The organism is Shewanella sp. SACH, assembly GCF_001887095.2.
GTDB lineage: Bacteria > Pseudomonadota > Gammaproteobacteria > Enterobacterales > Shewanellaceae > Shewanella > Shewanella baltica.
On the sequence record NZ_MPDG02000046.1, the window covers coordinates 1 to 206 of the forward strand.

General features: G+C 53.4%; 1 protein-coding gene. It reads right to left on the minus strand.

The features are described 5' to 3' along the window. The coding region (locus tag BM607_RS21725; RefSeq protein WP_140393447.1) for a putative Ig domain-containing protein at window positions 1–206 on the minus strand (206 nt) is incomplete at both ends.

Sequence of the window (206 nt, forward strand, 5' to 3'; positions counted from 1 at the left end):
CATTGACGTTGGTCACGATGATGCTAAAGGACTGGTCAGCCGTTAAGCCATCCGTGTCCGTCACTCGCAGTAACACGACATGGCTGCCTACATCGGCATTGCCGGGCGTGCCACTTAACAATCCAGTGACAACATTGAAGCTCAACCAGCTTGGTTTAGTCACCGCGCTCAATGACAGCACATCACCCACATCGGTATCACTCGCC